Raw genomic sequence first — 22,158 nt, 5'->3', positions numbered from 1 at the left:
AATGAAGTAAAGAATCTAAATTCAAAGCCAGACACCAAGCCAGTTTTACTCCGAACTCCGAACACTGAACTCCTGAATTTTGTGCTAATTTTTACCTATCTAGTAAATGACTATAGGTTCCTGCTTGCGATCGTAATTCTTCATGACTGCCCCGTTGTACCACCTTTCCTCTATCTAACACAATAATTTCATCACAGTCCCTAATCGTGCTAAGACGATGGGCAACAATAATACAAGATACACCGCGACGACGAATATTGCGATCGATAATTAGTTCCGTTTCCGCATCCAAAGAACTTGTAGCTTCATCCATCACCAAAATTACCGGATTCCTGACTAAAGCCCTAGCAATTTCTAAACGTTGGCGTTGTCCTCCACTAATATTCAAACCACCCTCACTTAATTGAGCATTGTATCCCCCTGGTAAAGACATAATCAAACTATGAATTTCCGCATCCTGACAAGCTTTTATAACATCAACATCTGATATAGTTTCATCCCAAAGAGTCAAATTATCTCTAACTGTTCCCTCAAACAAAAAGATATCCTGTTCCACCATTGCCAATGAATTTGCTAATACCAAACGTGGAATTTGTTGACGAGGAATACCATCAAACAAAATTTCCCCCGACCAAGGAACATAAAGCCCTGTAAGCAGTTTGCTAATTGTAGACTTACCAGAACCACTCCCACCCACCAATGCCACTCTTTGTCCTGACTTGACAATCAAGCTAAAATTTTCAACTAAAGGCGCTTCTAAATGATTGTAGCCAAAAGTAAGGTTACGTAACTCAACCTGTCCCTCTAATAAAGAAATATCATCATTTTTAATCACTAACTCTCTAGTAACTTCAGGATCAATAGCATTACTAAAAACATCATCCAGACGTTCCAAATCAGCCTCTAAAAGTTGCAAATTAGCACCAAAATTAACCAGGTTATTAACCGGTTGTAGAAAACTAGTTACCAAACTTTGATAAGCAATTAACATTCCCATACTCATGCTACCTTCCATCACTCGCACACCTCCTACTACTAAAATGATAGTAGTTGCAACATAGCTGAAAATTGTTGGTAACAGATTTAAATATAAACTTTGTAAATCTAGTTTTTGTTGGGCATTATGAAATTTAGTATAATATCCGGCAAACTTAGCAAATAAACTTGATTCTAAGCCAGATGATTTCACCGTTTCTATATTTTGAATCCCACTAGTAGCAAAACCATAAAGTTGATCTCGTTCTTGACTTACCTTTAAGTTTGCATCTACCCGAAATCTTTTCACTATCTGTAAAGTTAAAAGATTAAGTACAGCAAAGCTGATAGTCATAATCGTTAACACTTGATCATAAATGAGCATCATCGCCGCATAAAATACTAACATCAATGTATCAATGATTGTCGTGCTGATATTATTTAAACCATTGACTACATTTTTATTCAAATTCACACGATAACTAATATCACCAGTGAATCGTTGAGCATAAAAATTGATAGGTAAACGCAGAATATGCCAGATAAACTTACCTGTCATCACCATTGATAACTTAATAGTTAATCGCCGCAAATATAGTAATTGCAACTGCCTTATTAATATTTGGAGTATGGCGGTAATTACTATAGCCAACAATAAAGGTTTTAGCCATTCTTCTCGCCCTTGAATGAGAATTTCATCTGTAAAAAATTGTGCAATTGCAGGTAATGCTAACCGAGTTAACGTCAGCATAATTCCCGCTAAAATGGATAACAGTAAAGCATCATAGGAACTTTTTAGCCGGGAGTATAAAGCCAAAAAAGTATTGCGCTTTTCTCCAGCTTTTTTAAAATCTTCTCCTGGTTCTATTACTAGTACAATACCCGTATAAGCTTCATTAAATTCCTGCTTAGATACCTGGCATCTACCACTAGCTGGATCATTAAGATAAACCCAATTGAGGCTAAATCCTTCTACTACTAAAAAATGGTTAAAATTCCAAAATACAATATAAGGAAATTGAACTTTTTCTAAAGATTCTAGACCTTTTTTATAACCTTTTGCTTGCATTCCATAACGTCGGGCAGCTTTGAGGATATTTGCAGCTTTACTACCATCTCTAGATACCCCACATTCTTGACGTAGTTCTGCCAAAGGGACAATGCGCTGATAATAAGCAAGAATAATACCCAGTGCGGCTGCACCACATTCAGTTGCTTCCATTTGCAGCACTGTTGGCGTTTTTACTCTCTTTCTCGAATATTTAATGAGTTGCCGTAAACTCTGTAAGGGATTAATTAATGCCACTCCATTCCCTCAAAAATGGTAAAATAAATGTGATAGGTTGTCTTTGTTCTAAAATAATATTGACTTTAGTAGTTGTTCCCGAAGATAACTTTAAGTTTGTTGGCCCAGTTGAAGAAGACCATTCATAATTGCTAAAATTAGTAAAGTTTGGTTTTAACTCAGCCCAGACTTCTATTTGTGGTTCTTGAGATTTCGTAACTATACTTTCTACTAATTCAGTATTACCAAGAACATTCACCGCACCTTGTTTAGTCACTGGAAAAGGTGAAACAGAGATAACTTTACCAACAATACCCCCAAATTGTTCTCGCTTCACACTAGTAGGGGTAATTTGAATTTCCATTCCAGGTTTAATTTTTTTACCATCTCCCACAGAAAAATATGTGACTCCTACTAATTTTTCAGACGCTGCTGCTTTTATTTCTAGAGAACCAATGCTAGTTCCAGTATTAACTACTTGTCCATTAGTGGTAGTGAGTTCAAGAATACATCCAGTATGAGGACTTTTAATAGTGCTGTTGTTTTTGATTTTTTGTGTCAGGGTGTCAATTTCTTGTTTGTTTTGTAAAATTTGATTTTTTCTGTTAATTACGTCGGTGAGATTTTGTTGTTTTAGAGTTTTTTCTTTTGTGGTTATTTCTTGTAACTTAACTTGTATTTCAGATAGATTATTAACATTATCAATATATTGTTTTTCCGTTGCCGTTATGTCTACATCTAATTGCTTTAACTGTGCTTTAATATTAGATATATTTTGTAGATTTTGTCGATATTGTTGATCAGATTCTAATACTCCATCTTTGGAAATTGCCCCCTTTGTAAATAGTTCTTTCCTTTTCTCTAGTCTCTCCCGAAATACCGGAACTAAAGCTTCTGTATCCTGGAGATTTTGCTGCAAACTTACTTGTCGCTGTTGAATAGCACTATTAGTTTGATTTTTGAGAATAGGACTTATGATTTGATTATCTCGCAGCCGTTGTTGTAAACTTTCCCTTTGTTGTTGTAATGCTAATTTTTCTAGCTGATTTTTTTGCAATTCGAGATTAGTAGCTTCAATATCTTGTTGTTGTAATATCTCTAATTTAGTTTTTTCCTGTTGTAGCTGTTGTTTAAGATCAATCGGGTTAATGAAGGCTATTATTTCTTCTGGTTGTTCAATTTCATTGCTATTATTCTTCTTTAAACAATCACCAACTTTTACATTTAACTGTTTTATTTGTCCAGAAATGGGGGATTGTATGTCTACTATTTGACGAGGATAAATTAATACTCCTTTGCCACTAACTGAGATAGGAATTCTACCTAAAAACATCCAGATAATAATTAGTGAAAATAATGTACATAATACAGATAAATGTAGCCAATCTTGAGGTTTGATAATATGAATTAGTAGATCTAATTGCTCAGGAGAAGATAAATGATCTAGTGCTTGTTTTCGGAATAGATTTTTATCATTAGTCATTTTTTTAGCTATGCAGTTATCATAGATGAGCGTTTATCAGCCAGATTATAAACTGTTATCCTAATAACTATTTCTGACTTGTTTTAATAGCCAATTAAATCTGGTTGCAGCTAATGCTGTATTTTCCAAAGTATCTAAATTTAGTTCATCTTCATCTTCCATATTTTCAGAAACAGCTTGACTTTGAATATATGCTACCTTACGATAACCTCTGCTAATCATTCTTTCCCTTAATCTATCTGTGATCACTACTGTAATTGCCCGATAAAAACGGGAAGCAAATCCCATATCATTATCTAGTTTGCTTCTCAATTTCTGCTGAGGAATTGTCCATAAGAGTGATATTGCTGATGCTTTTACTGTGGCAGAAGCTTTCCCTGTCTCAACAAAAGACATTTCTCCTACTATTTCTCCTTGTGGTAATTGAGCTACTTCTTTAATAATTTTTACTTCATTTTCGATGATCTCTAAAAACACTGATAATTTGCCTTCCAGAAGGATATAAAGTGACTCTACTGTTTCTCCTTGTTGAAGTAATACTGTCCCTGGTGAATATTGCAACAATTTTCCTGTAGCAATTATCCAATCAATATCAATATCATCTAAGATTCCAAATACAAATAAGACTTTTCTCAGAGGAGGATTAGATAATACTTTGCGGCTAACTAAAAGGAATGTAATTTTCCGCATTCTTTCAGCAAGCAAAATGCAAAGACTTTGATAAAAACGGGATGCAAAACCTAAATCATAATTTAGTTTAGATGATAATTGTTGCCAAGATAAAGATAAAACCACTGAATTTTCAAATGACTTGACTGTAGCTGATGTTGGTAGTTTATCTAAAAAAGAAATTTCCCCGACTATCTCTCCTGTTGTTATCCTAGCAATTTCCTGATCAGGATTTTCCCTATCTGCCTCAGACTGCTGGGAGACAAAGACTGACAAAGTTCCATCTAAAATAATAAACAGATTATGGATATAACTTCCTTCTTCAATTAAGATATCACCAATAGCTAGTTCCCTTTTTATGCCTTGATCTAAAATCCATTGAATATCTTGCTCTTGCAAAACACCAAAAGGAGAAAGTTTTGGTTTCATAAGTTGAAATTTTATGGTTGAGAACTAAAGAATGAATAGTATTTAAAATTATCAATAATCTTCAAATTCTAGCATGGTGCCAGAATTGTTTTGATATCAGGATTGAGAACAAGAAATTGCAGGAAGTATAGGACTAATAGACAGAGTATTCACTGCCTTCGCAACCAGATGAACTTGACCCTGATCATCAATCACCCATCCTTGTGCTTCCAAAATCTCTTTTTGAGGAATGATACTAACATCAACAGGTTGAATATCTCTATTATTGCTCTGACTGGGTACTAAATCTACTAAGTCAACTAGTGCTGTTGTACCTGTAAATAAATCGCTGGGACTAGTTGGAAATCCGCCCTTGCCAGTAATAGTAAATTGATTCTTTTGAAGTGCAAATTTTCTACTAGTTACACATCTCTGATCAACCTGATTGGCGGTGTCAAGCACATTAGTAGATAATGTAACTAGTCCTTGGGAGGGATCAATATTTAGGGTATTGATGGTTACTTGACCATTCAAGCCAAACTGAGAACTAGCTGTAATATCGCTAAACTCGGTGTTTTGGAGATTAAAATCTATGCCAAAAATCCCTTGTGTTGTGATGTTAATGTTACCGCCATTGCCTTTGTCAGCGTTGGCAATGATATCACTATTTTCTGAAGATAACGCTACAACAAATCCATCTTTAGCATCAATGGTAATATTCCCACCGTTAGCTAAACCAGAAGCTTGTGCAGAAATTAGACTTTGATTCCGCATCAGCAATAAATTTTGCAGAGATAGGGTAATATTCGCACCTTCTCCACTTTTACTAGCGCTGGTATTGGCTGTTAATTTACCTTGATTCAGAAACAATTTATCTGCTGTTACTGTTAAGTTACCTGCCTGTCCAAAAAGATTACTGACTGTGATAGTTGCTCCATCTATGACGCTTAATTCCTTTGTATTTACATCCAAGTTACCACCAATACCAGGATTATTTTCAGCTACGCTGTTAGCAAACAAGCCAGTAATTTTATTATCACCGATCAGTTCAATTGATTCCTTTGCGGTGATAGATAAATCACCAGCTTTACCTGATGTGCTTGTGTATGTTGTGATTGCTCCTCCTCCTTGAATTATTAATCGTTTTGTATTAATGGTCAAATTTCCACCAATTCCATTCCCGGCACTGGCATTTGAAAAGATACCTGCACCATTTCTGGGATCTGGGTTAGAACCAATCACTTCTATAGACTCTGATGTATTGATAGTTATATCTCCTGCCCTACCATTCCCTGTGGTGGTAGTAGATATTACCCCACCATCTTGAATAATTAGTCTTTGGGTTTCTAGGATGATGTTGCCCGCATTATTGGCAGATACAGTCTGATTGTATAAGCCACTACCTAAATTATTACTGGCTCTAACTCCAATTAGTTTGATGGAGTCAGATGTTTTGACAAATAAATTAGGTGTATTTAGGGGGTTAACATTACGGGCAGAAATAAAAGAACCATCACTAATGGTTAAATTCCTACCCTGAATGACAGCAACATTAACAGTTTGACCGTTAGAAGTTGAGTTCTGATTATACCTAGCCCGGATAGCACTGCCTTGAGTTAAATGAATGTCTTTAAAGTTTTGTACTTCTTGATAACCTAATTCCCAACCTAAAGTCAGTGGGTTAAGACTGACGAAGCTGTTATGACTGACACTTCCTAACTCAATTCTGCCTTCAATATTTGCGGCACTACCTTCAAAGGTGATATCACCACCAACTAAAGCAAATGTATTTCCTGAATTGATTGTAAGACCAGGCTTACTCAGATTGGTGATGCTGCCAGAACTGGTGCCAAATTGTAAGCCTTGAGGAACATTAACACTCAATAAAGGCTTGGCATCAGGATGAGTGGCATTAAACTGGATACCATGATCAAAGTTGATACTATTAGCCGTGCTGCCGACAAAAGAGCCTTTGATATCTAATCTGGCATTTTGACCAAAGATGATGCCGTTGGGATTAATCATAAACAAGTCAGCATTACCTAATACGCCTAAAGTTCCCAAAATTTGAGATGAGTTAGAACCTGTAACTCTTGTGATAATCCTGGCAATACCAGCGGGTTGAGAGAAGTAAACACCTCTTTCTTGCTCAACATTGAATTCTTGGAAACTATGAAAAAGGTTAGTACCACGAGCTGCACCGCCATCAATGCGGTCAATATTCATCCCATTAATATGTAGAGTTGGGGTGATGACTGAGTTTTCAGTCGCCAAGCTGGTGTCAGGGGTAAGTTGTGCTGAAGTTTTTTGTGTTGATAAGCAAGTCAAAGTTAAAAAACATAAAACAGCCGGAACTATCCAACCCTTTTTATTATAAGGTAGGGGGGACTTAGAAGTCAGAATTTTGATAAATTCAAACATCAATAGATTCGCTGTTGTTAACAAAGTTATTACAGGTAATAGATAAAAAATTTATTTTACCAGGGTGTAGTCAGGATTTTTTCTGCTACACCCCAAGGTCAAAAAATCAATGATTGGTGAAAGTTTGTTAGATTTGCCAATAAATATCAGTGAATTAATTAGATTTAATTCATTATTAGGCGATATTTAATTCAATTAGAGACGTTATTTGGGATGATGGGATCGTCCCATTCCCATTGACCACCGGCAATTTTTTCTAACTGCTCATCACTTAATTCCAAGTCTTCTTGCTCTTGTTCTATATCTGTTGCTTCAGATGGTTGAGATATTTCTAAATTAGACTTTGGCTCAATTGTGTTAGACATGATTATTTGCTCTCCCAGTTAATTTTATTGATTTATATTTGTCAACTCTATCTCTAGGTTCATATTTTGCCAGATTATCTCTCTGTCATGAGACACAGTATTTTTGCTTAAGAGCAAAATTTTTATATGTCTGTGTATAGATAGCATACTATGAGGGAATCAGAATTCTCACCCATAAACATAAACCTTCATCATATCTTTAAATACCGGAGCTTTGTAGAATACGTTTATGAGTAGACTAGTCCAACAGCATTAAAACCAGCTTGATCATGCTTTTTTTGAATTTATTACAACCTGCAAGTGGCTGTATATTTAATTAATTGTTCTGGTTTAGTCTAGTTGTCGGGCAACGAGTTTAGTAAATAGTCCTGGTTGTTGCATCAGTTCTGTAAATGAACCAACCTGGACAATTTGACCGGCTTCCATAACGTAGATGCGGTCTGCATGACGAATAGTGCTGAGACGATGGGCAATGACTATTCTGGTGACATTCAATTGATTTAAATTTTTGGTGACGATCGCTTGAGTATGATTATCTAAAAAACTGGTAGCTTCGTCCATGAGGACGATTTTCGGTTGAAAGACGAGAGATCGCGCAATCATTAACCTCTGCAATTGCCCACCGGAAATATTACTACCACCTTCGCTAATTAAAGTATGTATTCCCATCGGCATGGCTTCGATATCTGCGGTTAAACCTGCCATCCTCACTGCTGTCCAAGCTTGTTCCATAGTCACAAATGATCCGGTGGTGATATTGTCAAATATCGACCCTTGCATGACTTTGCTATTTTGCAGCACTACCCCCAATTGTCGCCGGACTGCGGAGAGGTTTAACAGGGCTAAATCTTGATCATCATAGGATATCGTTCCCTTAAAGGGGGTTTCAAATCCTAAAAGTAAGCGCAATAGTGTTGATTTGCCACTTCCTGAAGGGCCAACGATGGCAATAAATTCTCCTGGTTCAGCATTAATAGTGACATCATTCAATATCAACTGTCCATCCTGACGGTAGCGGAAACTCACATTTTTTAATGTTACACGTCCCTGTAAAGGTTCTGGTTCGACTTGATCAGATGCAGATTCTAATTCCCCTTGTAAAATTGATGCTGCCCGTTGCCACAAAGGTATAATGTGGACTATACCCACTAAGGTATTGCTGAGAGAAGTTACCCCGGTGAAAAATGTTCCAAATGCAGCGTTAAAACCTAAAAATGTGCCTAATGTCAAATTCCCTTCACCTATTAAACTGCTTTGCATGGTTGTAAACCCAAACCAATAAAGTAGCAGGTAACTAACTGGTAAAAGTAGGTCATTAAATATGGAAACTATGTGATTGATGCGGATAATTTCATTGCTAAACTGGATCTGCTGATTGTAACTTTTTGCCCAAATAGTAAATGCTCTTGTTTCTGCGGCTGCAACTCGTATTTTAGCAACTCCGTTTAGCATTTGTACCACTAGACCCTGAATGCGACCAATCAATGCTTCTTGTTGGCGTTCTTGGGCTAATAATATTAAGCTAGAGAAGATTGTAAAACTGATACCTACTAGGGCAACTATAACTCCGACTAAAGCTAGTTGGGGGCTATAAATAAACATTAGTCCCAGGTTTAATAGGGCAAATACTCCATTTAAAAGAGTGCGTTGAATTGCACCGCTAATCATGCTGTAGATTTGGCTGACGGACATGATTCGCAATAGCATATCGCCACTACTAAACTGACGAATAAATAAGGGTTTCAATCTCAGTAATCTATCCCAAACTGCTGTTTGTATTTGACTACCAGTTCCTTCTGCTATTCTTTGGGAGATTAAACCTTGGGATAGGTTTAATATAGTTCTACCAAAGCTGACAGCTAATAATCCTACAGTTAGTTGGATGAGGAGAAAGCGATCGCTGTTGGGAATGGCTGTATCAATCAGAATGGCTGTAGCCTGGGGCGTAATCATGCTCAATAATGTCCCCACTATCCCCACGGCTATAAGTACAAAAACGTCTTTTTCAAATCCTTTGATGCCAAATTTCAGCACATCTGTTATTTTTGTGACTACCGATGGTAAAGGTCGGTAAAACATATAAGCCTCTGGTGCTAAAGTTGTGGCTATATGTTCAGAAACCAAGGTGTGAGTATGTAGTTCTGGATCAAATAAGAAGTAGCGATCGCCTTGACTTTTGTCAATTAGCACTGCTACTGGACGATTTTCGGCTTGGGTAAACGCCAATAACGGCCCATTGTCTTTTCGCCACCAGTCTCCTGCTAATATGACTTTACGGGTGCGAATTTGGGTAGCTTGTGCGATCGCTTCTACTATATCTTTGTTTTGACGCTGACTTTTCTCTGATAATTTGGGGGAAACAATCATAATTCCCATCGCTTTACCAACAGCCCCAGCCGCAACTAATAATGGTGTTGCTTTTTTTTCAAATCTATGTCGTGGCTGTGTCAAATTAGAGGCTAAATTAGAAAGTGCTGCCTGAATATTTTCATGATTAAGTTGTTGCTGATTTTGTAAATTCTGCACTTTTAATTCTATCTCTCTCAACGAGACTTGATAAAAATAGTTATGAAGATAATTATAAAAATCAGTTAGCCCAGTCAGTAATTGTTCATAATTTAAATTCCCAGTAATTTTAATTTTAACCTCAATTTGTGTAATGGGTTTTAACCAAGTTCCAGAAGTAATTGGAAACCATTTTTTCTCACCTAAAGAGAAATCTTTTCTACCCATCCATAAAGCATCACCCTCACAAATCTGCACCCAAATCACTGATTGATGTGCAGCTTGTAAAAATTCTCCAGGTGATAAAGAAAGTTGTTTTAAATCTTTTTTGACCGCAACTTTCACATTGGGTTTTGATTCTCCTATCACCAGTTGATTTAAATTACTGAGCCAGTTTTCTATTAACTTCATAAATAGCGGAGTTTCTGCTGTATTCTCCTCTATCCCTGCAATCATATTGCTCAATTCTAATAATTCAAGTTCTGTATCTTCCAAAGCTATGGCTATAATACCGCGTTGAGTATTAGTTTCTGGTTCATACCATAATCTAGATCCAAATACAGCTTCTCCCTGGCTAACACAGAAAAGGTAACGGCGATTTCCTATAGGTTTTTCTGCCTCAACCTTAGTACTAAAAAGTGCCAAAGAACCTGATTTTACTAACCATACTTTTTCAATGGTATCTAGGAGAAGTGCTTTGTTTCCTTTAATTTGATGTATTTTAATCATAAATATTCAACTAAGTCAAAAATTATTTTATGTTACTAAGTCTTTTAGCTGATGAATTTTTAGATCACAATTAAGCCTATAGATAGGTAAATTTAACAATCAGATTGTTTAGGCTAGGTTGGTAAAGTTGTAAAAAAATTCATGAATCAAGAAACAGTTCCCAATCAAGCCGAAAAGCTGAAACCTGAAGAAGAAGTATCACAATTAAGTCCAGAGTTACTGGACAAAATTAAACATCCACCAAAAATGGATGATGTTATCCGAGAACAATCAGCAACCGAAAAACGCGGAAATCCAGCTTTAGTTCCTGATATGGTAGATGAACCCGACAATGACATGACCGGTTTGAGTAAAGATTAGTCAGGTTAGAATTAGATTCAGTGTTTTGACTTTTCTAGTCCATGCTACCAGTCATATATTCTGATGAATTTCTAGAACACCAAACCGGACGCTATCATCCCGAAAAACCGGAACGATTAATAGCTATTGTTAACGCTTTGAAAAGTGCCAGCTTCGCAGAAAAAATAGAATGGCTATCTCCTACCCTCAAATTAGGGTTGATGTCTTGGATAGAAACTGCCCATACTGCAACATACATTAGCAAACTACAAGCGATTGCTTCCAGTGGTGGTGGTTATTTAGATGGAGACACCCCCATTTCTCCCCGTAGCTATGATGTGGCTTTATTAGCGGTTAGCGCTTGGTTAGAAGGGGTAGATGTGGTTTTAGCAAAAGAAAATCCCGCTTTTGTATTAGCGCGTCCACCGGGACATCATGCCGAAAGTGATGCAGGAATGGGATTTTGCTTATTTTCTAATGCGGCTATTGCTGCTTTATATGCTTTACAACAACCTGGAGTTAACCGCGTCGCTATCTTAGACTGGGATGTACATCATGGGAATGGTACTCAAGCAATCGTGGAGACTCACTCACAAATTGCATATTGTTCTCTACATCAATACCCAGCTTATCCCGGTACTGGGAAAGCTTCCGAAAAAGGTTTACATCAAAATGTTCTCAATTTACCTTTACCCCCTGGTAGTGATATTAATGTCTATCAACCCCTGTGGAAAAGTTTGATTTTACCTTTTTTGAATAAGTTTCAGCCAGATTTACTGATTATTAGTGCTGGTTATGATGCCTTGGCAGATGATCCTTTAGCAAGTGTCAATTTGCAACCTGAAGATTTTGGTTTATTCACAGAATATTGTTTAGGTGTAACTCGCAAAATCTTATTTGGGTTGGAAGGTGGCTATGATTTATCATCATTATCAAAATCAGTGGTTGCCACTATTGAACGCTGTTTAGGCTAGTGCTGTATTTTTAGTATAAATATACTTGAGAAGGTAATAAGTTGCGTTTTTACATCTATGATATGCCCTTTAAGCAAAAGCTCAAATTGTGGTCTTGCGAAGTATATCTGCTGATTTGTGGATTCTATACTCAAGTATATTTAAGATTCTGCCACTCAAATTAATATGCTTGTATTTTAGATAAATTTGCCCTCCTAGCTTTTCTACAATCCTGCGGCTGGAAGCATTTTCACTATCTACAGGATATCTCAGATACTTGTAATCTAAGTTATCATCAGCCCATTGTTTCAAGGATCTAATTGCTTCTGTAGCATAGCCTTGATTATGTGCTGATTTTTTTAACCAAATTCCAGTTTGGGGCGATTTACTATTAATTTTATGTATGCCACTACAACCTAAAAATTCTTGAGAATCTTTCTTTAAAATCACAACTATTAAATCCTCTCCTTTTTGCATTTCTAGTAAAGATTCATTAATGAAAAATTCAGTATCTTCAATTTCTCTAGGTGGGGCAGCATATAAATAAGTTGTAATTTCAGGAGTGAATTCTCGAAAAATATCTTCTTTATATTTGAGTGATATCGGCTGTAATAATAGGCGATTGGTGGATATTGCCAAATGTAAATATTCCATGATCTTCCTCTCGGTAGATGTAATCAATGACACGGAATTATAAAAGTGTTTACGGTTCTTAGGAGTGACGCTATTTTTACTTATAGTATTTTTCTGTATTGTCTCTCACCAAATCAGGGCTAAATTTATCAAATCTTTAGCGATAAAAATTTGTCATGATCTCCTGAAAGAGCTAAAGTTTTGTTAAGATGCTATAGCTGGGGATTAATCAGCAAGATCAATCCATCTGGATGCTGAGACATTAATAGTACTAGCGACCGCTTAAAGTTCTGAAGGTGAACAAATGACCACCTATATGTTTTTTGACGATGCCCTCCGAATGTTGGCCAATGCCTATTTGATCTCAGCAATTCTTTTAATTGCAGCTTCGAGTATAGGTTTGGCAGTGATTGAGACGATTGAAAAAACAGGAGAACACTAAGTTCACTTTCTAGGTGTGTTTCAGCGACCAAAAAATTCTCTGTGCGTGTTCCCTTCGTGTTAATCATGGGAACAGCAAGCCCTACAAGTCTCACAGCGTTGCAGGTTTACCTGGAAGTGGTCAACCGCGCAGGTAACTGTACCGCTATCGGGACGGTTATTGATAAGCTGTTAAGCACCTAAATTTGATAATCCTAAAATGTTTAAATCTTGTGGGGTGGGCATCTTGCCCGCCAGACTTATACAAATTAAATGCACAACAGCTTAGTAGGGGGAAGAAAAAACAAGCTTGATTTTTTCTTTATTGATGACGAATCAGGGGTATGACTCTACACAGGAAATTGGCTGACTAAACGCCATTGATGAAGAGCAGGAAAAATATTTTTTACAGTACATAATTACTATTATTCGGAAATATATTTTTTTAATAAAGAAGACCGCTGTATCTTTTCTGTGTTTTCTCGGATAAATATTCCTTAATGAAGTTTTGTAACTGCGATCGCATCCAGACATTTAGGAATGTGTGCTGGTTGGGCTGATAAAACTGTAATTGAAGACAAAAACAATATCTGTTTTGGGTCTCGTAGAGACAGTATCGCCTATTGTTAGGAAGCAGAGAGGTGCGATCGCTATAATAAAAACATAAATCTCAGCGATTAACTGTAATGACTATCAAAGAATTGCTCTTACAAGAAATTGACAACACCCCCAACGAAATCCTAGAAGATCTACTGAGTTTCTTGCAATCACTGAAAACCCCCCCAAAACAGACCCCAAGCACATATCGAGAACTCTTAGAGCGAATTGATTACCTAGAAACAATAGTAGGTATTCGTAAAGGACTGGATGAATTTGAGCAGGGTGAAGGAATTCCTGCCAATCAAGCCTTGGCAACCCTACAACACAAATTTAACATTCCACCTCGCTCATGAATTACCAAGTTATTATTCAACCTACTGCTTTTCAAGAAATCGAAACAGCCTATCGTTGGATGTGTGATAACCTCAGTCCTGAAATAGCAAACAATTGGTATTATGAACTTCAAGATACTATAGAATCACTACAAAAATTTCCTAATCGCTGTACCATAGCACCAGAGGCAAAAGTAATTGGTAGTGAAATTCGACAACTCTGGATTGGAAAACAAAGAAAATATCGAGTTTTGTTTGTAGTCGAAGAAGACGTTGTAGCAATTCTTCATGTGCGTCATAGTCACCAATCTTATTTAGGTAAAGAGTCTGAATAATTTTTGTCAGCGATTTTTGAGGATTAAGGTTTATTTCTTGTATTTTTTACACCTGGAATTACCCTGAAGCTATTGATTTATCAAGCTTTTATGTTTATATGGCTGACTCCACGCTATCAGCAAGTCCTAATTATGAATTACTAATTACTAATTGACCATAAGGATTGTAGGATTTGGTAAGAGACTTCCAAATAAAAAATATCCCAAAATTTCTTGTGGTGCAGGCAAGATGTCTGCTAAATAATACAAGGACGGGCAGGATGCCCATCCCACAAGATTGGATAGCGAAGCGCTGCTGCAAGCAGTTCATCTTTTTTGTGGAGTTCTCTAATTAACTTTTATTGATGATTGAGTATGTCTGTATCGGCCACTTTATCCCAACTGGTTGAAGTTCTTTTAGCAAATCCTGTTAACGTATCTGTATCTGCTTTAGCTCAATTGGGCATTGGTATGCAAACAGATACCAGAATTTTGCAACCTGGTGAAGTATTTATGGCTTTACGAGGGGAAAAATTTGATGGACATGATTTTGTGGAGATTGCGATCGCTAAAGGTGCGATCGCAGCTATTGTAGATTACGACTATAAAAATCCTGGATTCCCGGTTTTGCAGGTGAAAGACACCCTCAAGGCATATCAGCAAATTGCTAGATGGTGGCGTGATTCCTTTGCTATACCGGTGATTGGGGTAACAGGTTCGGTGGGTAAAACCACAACCAAGGAAATAATCGCCGCAGTTTTAGCCACTCAGGGAAGAGTTCACAAAACCTATGGGAATTTCAATAACGAAATTGGTGTCCCAAAAACCTTGTTAGAACTCGGTGCAGAAGATGATTTTGCTGTGATAGAAATGGCAATGCGGGGAAGGGGACAAATTGCCGAACTAACGCAAATCGCTAAACCAACTATTGGAGTAATTACCAATGTGGGAACGGCACATATTGAGTTACTCGGTTCAGAATTAGCCATAGCTGAGGCGAAATGTGAATTATTAGCAGAAATGCCTGGTGATAGTGTGGCGATTCTCAATCATGATAGTCCCTTATTAATGGAGACAGCGGCGAGATTTTGGCAGGGGAAGGTGATTAGTTATGGCTTTTCTGGTGGGGATATTCAAGGGAAGTTAATTGATAACGAAGTGGTAGAAGTGGCAGGAATGCGTTTACCTTTACCGTTGCCTGGTCGTCATAATGCTATTAATTTTTTAGCAGCTTTAGCAGTAGCTAAGGTATTAGAAATAGATTGGAAATCTCTACAAAATGGCGTAGTTGTGAATATGCCTGATGGGCGATCGCAACGATTTACCTTACCTAATGATATTTTGATTTTAGATGAAACCTATAATGCTGCCCCAGAAGCCATGTTAGCGGCGTTGCAGTTATTGGCAGATACCCCTGGAAAGCGGAAAATAGCTGTTTTGGGGGCAATGAAGGAATTAGGGGCAAGATCCCCACAACTGCATCAACAAGTTGGCGAAATGGTGCAGAATTTGCAGTTAGATGGTTTGCTAGTTTTGGTTGATGGAGAAGATGCGGAAAACATCGCTAAAAGTGCTGTTGGTATACCTTCTGAGTGTTTTCTCACCCATACCGATTTGGTAGCGAGATTAAAGAATTATATGCAGGAGGGCGATCGCTTATTATTTAAAGCAGCCCATTCCGTCGGATTAGATCGGGTTGTCAATGAGTTACGGGTAGAATTACTTACTTGAAACGAATTTATGCGCCTTTCAGAATACCAAGTATTTACGCAAAAATGTTTAGCTATTTTAGAATACGATTGCAGAAGGCAAAAGGAGTAAATCATGCATGGGATTCAACCCTTCCTGATTTGAAGCCGCTGAAACTCTTTTTTAGTGGGGGTCTTAAACCCTTGCTCCGTAATGGTTCGCAGCTGCTGACGTTAAGGGTCTGTTTCCCCCTGCCCCCCGTTCCTTCCCCTAACGAAGGGTCGGGCATTTAAATTTGATAAATTGCCTTTCTTTCTTTCTATTTTATTTACTTTGTTGGTGTTTCTTGTTCTTTAAATATATTGCTTTAGTTTTTCAATTGGCACACCGCCACTGGAAATCTAAAATTATCTGCTGTGGCGGTTTTGAATAGGACTCTAAAAATATTTCCACTCTTCTGTTTTTCTATGGATTTTTCTGGGCAATATTCGAGACAATTTAATGCATTTTTTCCGGCTAGAACTGGTGTTTCCTTTCCTGAACTAATTATTTTCCCTAGTTCCAGGACAAACATTGAATCGTGGACTAGTTCATCAAGGATGGCAAAACTATTATTTGTGCTTGGTATATAGCAATTCTCAAGCTCATGAAATACACCCCACCCGCCCTTACCAAGGGGAGGGTTGGGGAGGGGTAATTTTGTATCTAACTAGAGTAGGAAAGGCTATAACAATCCGCTTGTCATTTTAAATCCTCAAGTAAAACTCACCATGAATCTGACTAAAAATATTTACGATTCGCCCTCATTCCTTTCTACAAACTCTAGTAAACCTTCACGTAGCCTGTTAGCTAAGGTAATTGTAGGTGGTACTACTTTATTTGTAGTTTTAGGCGCTTATTTCAGCTATCAGACCGTGCGAAGTATCATGTTAGCCAATCTCAAGAATCAAGTGCTGTCAGAAGTGACGCAGAGCCGAGATGAGATTGATCACTGGTTGGCAATTCTCAAAGTTAAAGTGGAGATGTTGGCAAACACAGATATCGTGCGCTCAGTGGATTGGTCGGTCGCCAGTAAATATTTAATAGCAGAAGACCAGCGAATTGAAGATTTTTCACTCTTTGGTTTAACCACACCAGATGGATGGCGAGAGAGTACAGTCCCCAACAGTAAGCGAGCAAATGTTACAGATCGTCGCTGGTTCCAAAGGTCAATAGCAGGGTATGTCCATGTCGGTGATCCGATGGTTGCTAGAGCAAATGGCATGTCATCAGTACCAATTTCAGTTCCTATCCGCAGAGATGGAAATCCATCAAGTTCGCCCATCGGTGTAGTGCATGGTAGCGTTTCCGTTAATCGCATCAAGTATGTCACAGAGACACTCAAATACGGCAACAATAGCTATGCTTTTACACTCAACTCCGCCGGTCAAGCGATCGTTCATCCCAACCCCGACTTCATGACCACAATTGAAAAGCCGGGGCTGAAATTGGTTGAGTCCGCAGATCGAGGTTTAGCTGCGATCGCTCGAAAGATGGTAAATAAGCAACAGGGGATCGAATTAGTCAACATTGACAAAACCATCAAATATGTGGCCTTTATCCCCCTCAAAGAAGCTAACTGGTCAGTAGCACTGGTCATTCCCCGTGAAAATATTGAATCTCAACTCAAACTCCTAGATATCATCGCTTTAGCAATCTTAGCTTTGGCGGGAACACTAATTGGAGTGTTGGTCTATTTCCAATCTGCGGAACAAACCCAACTCAAAAAATCAAAAGCCTTAGCAGATGCAGCCAAGGAAATTGCTGATAGCGCCAACAATGCCAAGAGTGAATTTCTCGCCAACATGAGTCACGAACTTCGCACACCGTTGAATGGGATTCTCGGCTATGCCCAAATTCTGGGACGATCCAAAGTCTTGCCCGACAAAGAACTTCAGGGAGTCCACATCATCCACCAATGTGGCTATCATCTGCTCACACTGATCAATGATATTTTGGATCTCTCCAAAATCGAAGCCCGTAAACTGGAACTTGTCTCTCAAGCTTTCCACTTGCCGTCTTTCCTGCAAAGCGTTGTGGAAATTTGCCATATTCGGGCGCAGCACAAAGGCATTGAGTTTCACTATGAACCTGAGGACGATTTACCGAACGGTGTCAACGCCGATGAAAAACGGCTGCGCCAAGTATTGATTAACCTTCTCGGTAACGCCATTAAGTTTACCGATCGCGGTAGTGTTACCTTTCGTGTTCAACGAACTGGGTTGGAGTCCAATGGCACTGTGCAACTGTGCATTACCATTGTCGATACTGGTGTAGGGATTGCGCCAGCAGATATCAACAAACTCTTCCAAACATTTGAACAAGTAGGGGAGCAGAAGCGCAAAGTGGAAGGGACAGGGCTAGGATTAGCCATTAGCCAACAGCTTGTACAGTTAATGGGTGGCAAAATTCAGGTCAAAAGTCAGTTTGGAGTGGGTAGCGAATTCTCCTTTGAGATTATCCTGCCCTTAGCAAATGACTGGAGTCAACAGCAGACCGCATCTGTGGGTAATATTATTGGCTACGAAGGCTCACAACGTCATATTTTGATCGTAGATGATCGCTGGGAAAATCGCGCTGTCTTACTGAATCTGCTAGAGCCTCTAGGGTTCATGATCACCGAAGCCGAACATGGACAAGCTGGTTTAGACCAAATCCAGCAACATCTCCCGGATCTAGTGATTACTGACTTAGTTATGCCTGTTATGGATGGGTTTGAGATGCTGCGCCGAATTCGGGAACAGGAAGAACTGCAATCACTCAAAGTGCTTGTATCTTCTGCCTCCGTTGCTCAAATCGATCAACAAATGAGTATTGATGCGGGTGGTGATGATTTCCTTGCTAAACCAGTGCAAGTAAATGATTTATTCGGACTGTTGGAAAAACATCTCCAACTGACTTGGAAAACTGAAGTCATCCCCGATCAATCCCTAGATCAGCCGCAACCACAAGAACTAATTCCACCACCCCTCGCCGACCTCCAGGCTTGGTTAGAACTCGCGCAAGAGGGGCGATTGAAGAAGCTGATCGCCGCAGCAGAACAGCTGGCGCAAGAGAGCGATCGCTACCAACCTTTCACTCAGAAGATTATCCAACTGGCAAAACAATTCCAAAGCCAACAACTAGAAAAATTCATTCAGGAGTATCTCTCCTGACCGAAAAATTGATTAACCATCTGCTGCTGCAATTTTATTCATGTTCACATTTATAAAATGATGTATACACCGCCAATATCTACCATTACAGGTTTAGTTTTAATTGTTGATGATACGCCTAGCAATCTAGAGGTAATTTCGGATACCCTGAGCGATGCAGGCTTTGATGTGGCTATAGCCATTAGTGGCGATCGCGCACTACAACAGGTCGAACGCTACCTCCCCGACTTGATTTTATTAGATGTCATGATGCCTGGCATTGATGGATTTGAAACTTGCCGAAGGTTGAAAGCTAATGACCGTAGCTGCCATATTCCCATCATTTTTATGACTGCCCTTTCTGATAGTGAAAGCAAAGTTAAGGCATTGGAACTAGGCGCGGTAGATTATATAGTCAAACCCTTCTATGAAAAAGAAGTTCTGGCACGAGTTAGTACCCATTTACAACTGTCTCACCTCACCCGAACCCTCTCCGCCCAAGTTGCCCAAAAAGCAGCAGAACTAGAAGCCTCCCAACTGCAACTGATTCAAAAAGAAAAAATGTCAGCCCTCGGTAATCTAGTCGCTGGGGTTGCCCATGAAATCAATAATCCCATCGGTGCAATTGTTGGCAATGTCGATGCGGTGCAGGATTATATTCATGACTTGTTAGGTATTATCGATCTCTACAATCGGAAATTCCCTCAACCCGATGCAGAAATAGAAGATGAACTAAAAGCCGTTGACCTAGATTACATTCGAGAAGATTTACCAAAACTAATTCGTGCCATGAAAGATGGAGGCGATCGCATCATCTCTATCAGCCAAAGTCTGCGGATTTTTTCTCGTGCTGACAATAATACCAAACAATCTTTCAATCTGCATGATGGTATTGATAGTACCGTATTAATTTTACGCCATCGTCTCAAAGCTAATGAACACCGTCCCGCCATCGAAGTCGTCACCGACTATGGCCAAATTCCAGAAATTGTTTGTTTCCCCGGACAGATCAATCAGGTATTTATGAATATTCTAGCAAATGCTATTGATGCCCTAGAGGAGTCCAATTCTGGATGCAGTTTTGCCGAAATTCAAGCTCGTCCCAATCGGATTAATATTGACACGAAAGTAGAGGGAAATTGGGTAAAAATTGCGATCATTGACAATGGACTCGGTATGTCTGAAGGAGTGAAAACATCTATATTCGACCATTTATATACTACCAAAGCCGTTGGTAAAGGTACAGGATTGGGGTTGGCGATTGCTAAACAAATTATTGAACAAACTCACGCTGGCAAGTTGAGTTGCTATTCTGTTGTCGATAAAGGTACTGAGTTTGTGATTCATCTGCCACTATATACAGACAAATTTTGATTTTTAAAATGTTCAGCAAGTGTACTTTTACCAAAGCCAGCCATACCAACAATAGTTAATACTTCTATTTTTTTGCCATACTCTTTTTTGTTAAGAAGAAATTTGGATAAATTTCATGATAAAATTACAATAACTCTTCCTTTACTAAAGTTGCTAATTTAATTGCAGCACCACCTTCACCTCTCACATTGCGTAATTTATCTCGCATAGCCTGCAATTTTTCGGGATTTTCTAAAAAGTCTAAAACCATTTTTCCAACTTCTTGCGGTTTAAGTTTTCCCAAAAGTTCTGGTACTATTTCTTCCTGCGCCCAAATATTTGGCCAGGATAATAAACCTATGCGTTTGAGAAAAAACCAATTAATCAATTTAGCAAAATTTGTACCCACCCCTGGTAAATTAGCCAACAACCCCGGTAAACCATCCCAAGAACGCATAGAATCCATTTGTTGAGTTGGTAATAAAACAATCATTGGCACGCCTAAAGCACCAAGTTCAGCCGTGTTTGCACCAACTGTGGTTAAGCAAATAGAACATTGAGATAATAAATCATAAGCTGGGTTTTCCTGCCACAATTCGACAATTAAACCTGTCTCTGTGTTTAATATTGGCTGACCTTGTTCGGGAATAATTAAAGTTGTACTATTAGTACCAAAAATTTCCATAAAAGGGTTTTTCTGAGGGTTTGCAAAACTAGCTAAAGTTTGTAAATCCAAAGTTGGCGCAACAGGAATCACAAACTTAGTTTCAGGTCTTTTGGTATGAATATATTCAGCAATAGCTAAAGTTAAAGGTACACCTTGGGTTAATTTTGCAGCTTTTGAACCTGGTAAAATCCCAATCATTTCAATTTTAGATTCTTGATTTTGGATTTTGGATTTGAGGTGATCTTGTGCCGCTGCTTCTAACATCAAATCACCGACAACGGTAAATTTATGAGCATATTTGGGGGAAACCTTTTCTGCAACTTTTGCTGTCATTACCCCAAAATGGTCAATTAAATTGTGCCAACGGGCTTCCCATTCAGCGTAAACTACTGTTTTATAACCCAGTTTTTTACCAATGATTATGGGGAAAATTTGATCACCACCGAGAAATACCACTACACCCTTACTTCTCCAGTCCCAATTTTCTGCGGTTTTTCCCCAAAGTAGAAATTGCCAAAAATGTGATGCGGCTTGGACTCTATCAACTTCTGGGTAAGAAAGTGCGATCGCTCTCTCTTTTCCACTAGCATGGGGACAAGGTGATAAAATTACAGAAATTCTGACAACATCACGATCATCACCTAGTTGTTCTCTTAACGCTTTCACTACCGGACGCACCCAGGTTGTTACTTCTCCTGGGCCATTGGAGAGAATAAGTATGTCTATTGGTATGTTCATCTTGATGATAATTATGACCTTTGTGTTGGCTATATAATTGGTTCTTATGTTTATAATAATGCAGGGGTAGAAATTCACCAAACAAGCAAAGGTATGATTGGTGGTGC

Annotated in this window: 17 protein-coding genes; 8 read left to right on the top strand and 9 right to left on the bottom strand. The window is 38.4% G+C overall.

Annotation, left to right across the window (positions count from 1 at the left end; translation table 11 throughout):
* Positions 1-91: 91 nt before the first annotated feature.
* From ACOWPH_RS03945 to ACOWPH_RS03920, 6 genes are all read right to left on the bottom strand, one after another.
* The gene (locus ACOWPH_RS03945; RefSeq protein WP_015214098.1) at positions 92-2,281 is read right to left on the bottom strand and encodes an NHLP family bacteriocin export ABC transporter peptidase/permease/ATPase subunit; all 2,190 of its coding nucleotides are present in this window, start codon (positions 2,279-2,281) and stop codon (positions 92-94) included.
* The gene (locus tag ACOWPH_RS03940; protein WP_015214097.1) at positions 2,268-3,743 is read right to left on the bottom strand and encodes an NHLP bacteriocin system secretion protein; all 1,476 of its coding nucleotides are present in this window, start codon (positions 3,741-3,743) and stop codon (positions 2,268-2,270) included. The genes ACOWPH_RS03945 and ACOWPH_RS03940 overlap by 14 nt, the downstream gene beginning before the upstream one ends.
* A 60-nt stretch (positions 3,744-3,803) precedes the next feature.
* Positions 3,804-4,841 (bottom strand): cyclic nucleotide-binding domain-containing protein, encoded by a 1,038-nt coding sequence (locus tag ACOWPH_RS03935; protein WP_015214096.1) that lies wholly within the window; start codon positions 4,839-4,841, stop codon positions 3,804-3,806.
* Positions 4,842-4,937: 96 nt separating this feature from the next.
* On the bottom strand, positions 4,938-7,241 hold the full coding sequence (locus tag ACOWPH_RS03930) for a filamentous hemagglutinin N-terminal domain-containing protein (protein ID WP_015214095.1): 2,304 nt from the start codon (positions 7,239-7,241) through the stop codon (positions 4,938-4,940).
* A 191-nt stretch (positions 7,242-7,432) separates the two neighbouring features.
* The gene (locus tag ACOWPH_RS03925; protein ID WP_015214094.1) at positions 7,433-7,606 is read right to left on the bottom strand and encodes a hypothetical protein; all 174 of its coding nucleotides are present in this window, start codon (positions 7,604-7,606) and stop codon (positions 7,433-7,435) included.
* A 330-nt stretch (positions 7,607-7,936) separates the two neighbouring features.
* A complete protein-coding gene (locus ACOWPH_RS03920; RefSeq protein WP_015214093.1) occupies positions 7,937-10,840 on the bottom strand; it encodes an NHLP bacteriocin export ABC transporter permease/ATPase subunit in 2,904 nt (967 codons plus the stop codon).
* 141 nt (positions 10,841-10,981) lie between these two features.
* Here ACOWPH_RS03920 and ACOWPH_RS03915 point away from each other — a divergent pair, with 141 nt between their 5' ends.
* Both ACOWPH_RS03915 and ACOWPH_RS03910 read left to right on the top strand, forming a co-directional pair.
* Positions 10,982-11,200, top strand: a complete 219-nt coding sequence (locus ACOWPH_RS03915) for a hypothetical protein (RefSeq protein WP_015214092.1) — start codon at positions 10,982-10,984, stop codon at positions 11,198-11,200.
* A 41-nt stretch (positions 11,201-11,241) separates the two neighbouring features.
* Entirely contained in the window at positions 11,242-12,153 is a 912-nt protein-coding gene (locus ACOWPH_RS03910; RefSeq protein ID WP_015214091.1) for a histone deacetylase family protein, read from the top strand.
* Between the two features lie 81 nt (positions 12,154-12,234).
* On the opposite strand, the gene ACOWPH_RS03905 is transcribed toward ACOWPH_RS03910, so the two are convergent.
* Positions 12,235-12,786, bottom strand: a complete 552-nt coding sequence (locus ACOWPH_RS03905; protein WP_015214090.1) for a GNAT family N-acetyltransferase — start codon at positions 12,784-12,786, stop codon at positions 12,235-12,237.
* A gap of 283 nt (positions 12,787-13,069) precedes the next feature.
* On the opposite strand from ACOWPH_RS03905, the gene ACOWPH_RS03900 reads away from it, so the two are divergent.
* The 6 genes from ACOWPH_RS03900 to ACOWPH_RS03875 all read left to right on the top strand — a co-directional run bounded on the left by ACOWPH_RS03900 (position 13,070) and on the right by ACOWPH_RS03875 (position 20,667).
* Entirely contained in the window at positions 13,070-13,207 is a 138-nt protein-coding gene (locus ACOWPH_RS03900) for a hypothetical protein (protein ID WP_015214089.1), read from the top strand.
* A gap of 664 nt (positions 13,208-13,871) precedes the next feature.
* Complete coding sequence (locus ACOWPH_RS03895) at positions 13,872-14,138, top strand: hypothetical protein (RefSeq protein ID WP_015214088.1); 267 nt, start codon at positions 13,872-13,874, stop codon at positions 14,136-14,138.
* A complete protein-coding gene (locus ACOWPH_RS03890; protein ID WP_015214087.1) occupies positions 14,135-14,452 on the top strand; it encodes a type II toxin-antitoxin system RelE/ParE family toxin in 318 nt (105 codons plus the stop codon). The genes ACOWPH_RS03895 and ACOWPH_RS03890 overlap by 4 nt, the downstream gene beginning before the upstream one ends.
* A 354-nt stretch (positions 14,453-14,806) precedes the next feature.
* Positions 14,807-16,162, top strand: coding sequence for a UDP-N-acetylmuramoyl-tripeptide--D-alanyl-D-alanine ligase (locus ACOWPH_RS03885; RefSeq protein ID WP_015214086.1), 1,356 nt, complete (start codon positions 14,807-14,809; stop codon positions 16,160-16,162).
* Positions 16,163-16,890: 728 nt separating this feature from the next.
* The gene (locus ACOWPH_RS03880) at positions 16,891-19,314 is read left to right on the top strand and encodes a hybrid sensor histidine kinase/response regulator (RefSeq protein WP_015214085.1); all 2,424 of its coding nucleotides are present in this window, start codon (positions 16,891-16,893) and stop codon (positions 19,312-19,314) included.
* Between the two features lie 57 nt (positions 19,315-19,371).
* On the top strand, positions 19,372-20,667 hold the full coding sequence (locus ACOWPH_RS03875) for a sensor histidine kinase (protein ID WP_015214084.1): 1,296 nt from the start codon (positions 19,372-19,374) through the stop codon (positions 20,665-20,667).
* Here the strand turns inward: ACOWPH_RS03875 and ACOWPH_RS03870 are convergent.
* A complete protein-coding gene (locus tag ACOWPH_RS03870) occupies positions 20,637-20,735 on the bottom strand; it encodes an ATP/GTP-binding protein (protein WP_150111085.1) in 99 nt (32 codons plus the stop codon). The genes ACOWPH_RS03875 and ACOWPH_RS03870 overlap by 31 nt on opposite strands.
* 56 nt (positions 20,736-20,791) lie before the next feature.
* A complete protein-coding gene (locus tag ACOWPH_RS03865) occupies positions 20,792-22,051 on the bottom strand; it encodes a hypothetical protein (RefSeq protein WP_015214083.1) in 1,260 nt (419 codons plus the stop codon).
* Between the last annotated feature and the right edge of the window lie 107 nt (positions 22,052-22,158).

This window comes from Anabaena sp. PCC 7938 (assembly GCF_049315035.1).
Classification (GTDB): domain Bacteria; phylum Cyanobacteriota; class Cyanobacteriia; order Cyanobacteriales; family Nostocaceae; genus Anabaena; species Anabaena cylindrica.
This window is presented reverse-complemented; position numbering and strand designations above follow the sequence as displayed.

Coding starts and splice junctions, on each gene's coding strand:
- ACOWPH_RS03940 (WP_015214097.1), bottom strand. CDS start 3,743: ATGACTAATGATAAAAATCTATTCCGAAAACAAGCACTAGATCATTTA.
- ACOWPH_RS03935 (WP_015214096.1), bottom strand. CDS start 4,841: ATGAAACCAAAACTTTCTCCTTTTGGTGTTTTGCAAGAGCAAGATATT.
- ACOWPH_RS03930 (WP_015214095.1), bottom strand. CDS start 7,241: ATGTTTGAATTTATCAAAATTCTGACTTCTAAGTCCCCCCTACCTTAT.
- ACOWPH_RS03925 (WP_015214094.1), bottom strand. CDS start 7,606: ATGTCTAACACAATTGAGCCAAAGTCTAATTTAGAAATATCTCAACCA.
- ACOWPH_RS03920 (WP_015214093.1), bottom strand. CDS start 10,840: ATGATTAAAATACATCAAATTAAAGGAAACAAAGCACTTCTCCTAGAT.
- ACOWPH_RS03915 (WP_015214092.1), top strand. CDS start 10,982: ATGAATCAAGAAACAGTTCCCAATCAAGCCGAAAAGCTGAAACCTGAA.
- ACOWPH_RS03910 (WP_015214091.1), top strand. CDS start 11,242: ATGCTACCAGTCATATATTCTGATGAATTTCTAGAACACCAAACCGGA.
- ACOWPH_RS03905 (WP_015214090.1), bottom strand. CDS start 12,786: ATGGAATATTTACATTTGGCAATATCCACCAATCGCCTATTATTACAG.
- ACOWPH_RS03900 (WP_015214089.1), top strand. CDS start 13,070: ATGACCACCTATATGTTTTTTGACGATGCCCTCCGAATGTTGGCCAAT.
- ACOWPH_RS03895 (WP_015214088.1), top strand. CDS start 13,872: ATGACTATCAAAGAATTGCTCTTACAAGAAATTGACAACACCCCCAAC.
- ACOWPH_RS03890 (WP_015214087.1), top strand. CDS start 14,135: ATGAATTACCAAGTTATTATTCAACCTACTGCTTTTCAAGAAATCGAA.
- ACOWPH_RS03885 (WP_015214086.1), top strand. CDS start 14,807: ATGTCTGTATCGGCCACTTTATCCCAACTGGTTGAAGTTCTTTTAGCA.
- ACOWPH_RS03880 (WP_015214085.1), top strand. CDS start 16,891: ATGAATCTGACTAAAAATATTTACGATTCGCCCTCATTCCTTTCTACA.
- ACOWPH_RS03875 (WP_015214084.1), top strand. CDS start 19,372: ATGATGTATACACCGCCAATATCTACCATTACAGGTTTAGTTTTAATT.
- ACOWPH_RS03865 (WP_015214083.1), bottom strand. CDS start 22,051: ATGAACATACCAATAGACATACTTATTCTCTCCAATGGCCCAGGAGAA.